Origin of the sequence: Domibacillus antri (assembly GCF_001936625.1) — a bacterium.
Lineage (GTDB): Bacteria > Bacillota > Bacilli > Bacillales > Domibacillaceae > Domibacillus > Domibacillus antri.
Genome location: NZ_MSDU01000035.1, coordinates 1 through 2,032 on the forward strand (window position 1 = coordinate 1; position 2,032 = coordinate 2,032).

2 protein-coding genes are annotated in these 2,032 nt (G+C 43.6%); one reads left to right on the top strand and one right to left on the bottom strand.

Features of this window, described 5'->3' with window-relative positions; translation table 11 throughout:
- Positions 1-342: 342 nt before the first annotated feature.
- The gene (locus BTO30_RS13595; RefSeq protein WP_158023604.1) at positions 343-1,335 is read right to left on the bottom strand and encodes a putative bifunctional diguanylate cyclase/phosphodiesterase; all 993 of its coding nucleotides are present in this window, start codon (positions 1,333-1,335) and stop codon (positions 343-345) included.
- Between BTO30_RS13595 and BTO30_RS13600 the strand changes: the two genes are divergently transcribed.
- Positions 1,294-2,032: IS1634 family transposase (locus BTO30_RS13600; RefSeq protein ID WP_143331975.1), on the top strand; the 739-nt coding region annotated here is incomplete at its 3' end. The genes BTO30_RS13595 and BTO30_RS13600 overlap by 42 nt on opposite strands.

Below are 2,032 nucleotides of genomic sequence, written 5' to 3' on the forward strand. Positions count from 1 at the left end.
GGGGTTTTCAAAGAACACAATAAAAGCACTCTGTCTTTTGGACAGAGTGCTTTCTCGAAATTTGCGGCGTCCGAACCATGCTCCACAACATGTTCCTGAAACAGGAATGTCCGTCCGTCTTACGCAAACGAGCTCATCGCATCTCTAATTATATTATGAAGATTTTTGTCCTGTCAAATTTTTTTGAAGGGTTAGGCAAAAGGTTCGACTAATGCTGTTTTGTAAGGGAAGCAATACAGGTATTTGTCATCAGCTCATGCATATGCTCGTTTTTCTCATCAATTCATCCGGTTGTGAAGCTTTCTTTTCCCCTTTAAAAAAGAGGTTATTCAAAGAAGCTTCTCACTTTATATAGCAGCCGTTTTTTACAACCATATCACTTTTTTCCTCTGTAAGAGGCTTCGAAACATAATATCCTTGAATATGATCGCAGCCGCGCTCTTTTAAAAACCGTATTTGATCCGCTGTCTCGACACCTTCCGCAATCATATACAATTCCATATTTTTAATAAGTGAAATAATTGATTTTAAAATCGCTTCTCCTTTTCGATCAGTGTCAATTTGATCAATAAAGTGTTTATCAATTTTCACTTTATCCACCGGGAAATGACTTAAATAGGAAAGGGCCGCATAGCCTGTTCCAAAGTCATCAATTGAAATACGAATGCCCATCTTACGCAAAAGCTGCAGATGGGACAAAACGGTTTCCGATGAAAAAAGCTGCACACTTTCGGTAATTTCAAATTCAATTTGCTTAGGGTTAATATCAAAATAGGATAGACGGGACCGGACAAATTCAATGAACACAACATGTTCAAGTAAAAGGGATGAAATATTAATCGATACAATGCCCGTAAACGAATACTCTCTTTTCCGTGTTTCTAATATTTTGAATACATAATCAATCGTCCGCTCCGTCAATTGATAAATGATTAATTTTTCTTCTGCCAATGCAATAAATTCAACAGGTGAAATCGGCCCAAACAGAGGGTGACGCCATCGGGCAAGCGATTCAAACCCAATAATTTCGTTTGTAGACACCTTGACCTGCGGCTGAAAAACGATAGAAAATTCATCACCAATGGATACATTTTGCAAATCTTTTTCCAGTGTCAGCTGCCGGGTCATCGCTTCTTGTATGTGCTGCTGAAAAAGATGAATCGGTTTATTTTTATTTTTCCCATCCCGCAGCGCCATCATGGCATTTAAGAGTACAGAATGCCCATACTTTTCCTCTTCTGACGCTCCAATCCCAATGTGCCCCGAAAGCTTTAACGGTGGCATATTCAACAAATGAACAGGAGTGCAAATAGTCTCGTAAAGCTGCGCTGCCACTTCGATGACTTTTCCTTTACCATTACCTATGGCCACAGTAAAGACCATCGCCCAGATTTAAAACAAATCAAAATCGGACTGGGCGTCCAGCAGAACGGACTGCCCCTCTTTGGCAATGTCTTTTCCGGCAATGTATCAGACCAGAAATGGAGCATCGAAACGGTCCAGTCCATGAAGGCCTTTTTCGAAGAAAAAGGCCAGGTAGCACCGTTCATTCTCGACAGCAGCCTGGTGACCAAAGAGAACCTGGCCACGATGAAGAACGAACGCATTCTGTTTCTTTCCAGACTGCCGGACACCTTCAGCCTGACCAAATCGGCCAAAGAACAAGCTATCCAAAAGGCGGAATGGATGCCGTTTCAAAGCCCGTCCGGCAAGGCGTATCACCTGTATGAAACAGCGGGCAGCCCTTGCGACAGCGGGCAGGCATCCTACCCGCTCGTTGTCGTCTGGTCCAAAGAACTGGCCGCCAAGAAAGAAAAAACATTGTCCAAGAAGTGGGCCAAGATGCAGGAAAAACTCGCAAAAGAACTGGCGAAAAAAGAAAAGGTGCCATTCAGCTGTGAAGCCGATGCCCACACCGCGATGCAGGAAAGCATCCGGTTCATTCAGGAAAAAGGCTTCTCTGTGCAGGGGCAGATTGTGTCTTCCACCACGAAGCACCACTCCGGGCGCGGGCGCCCGAAAAAAGAAGAGA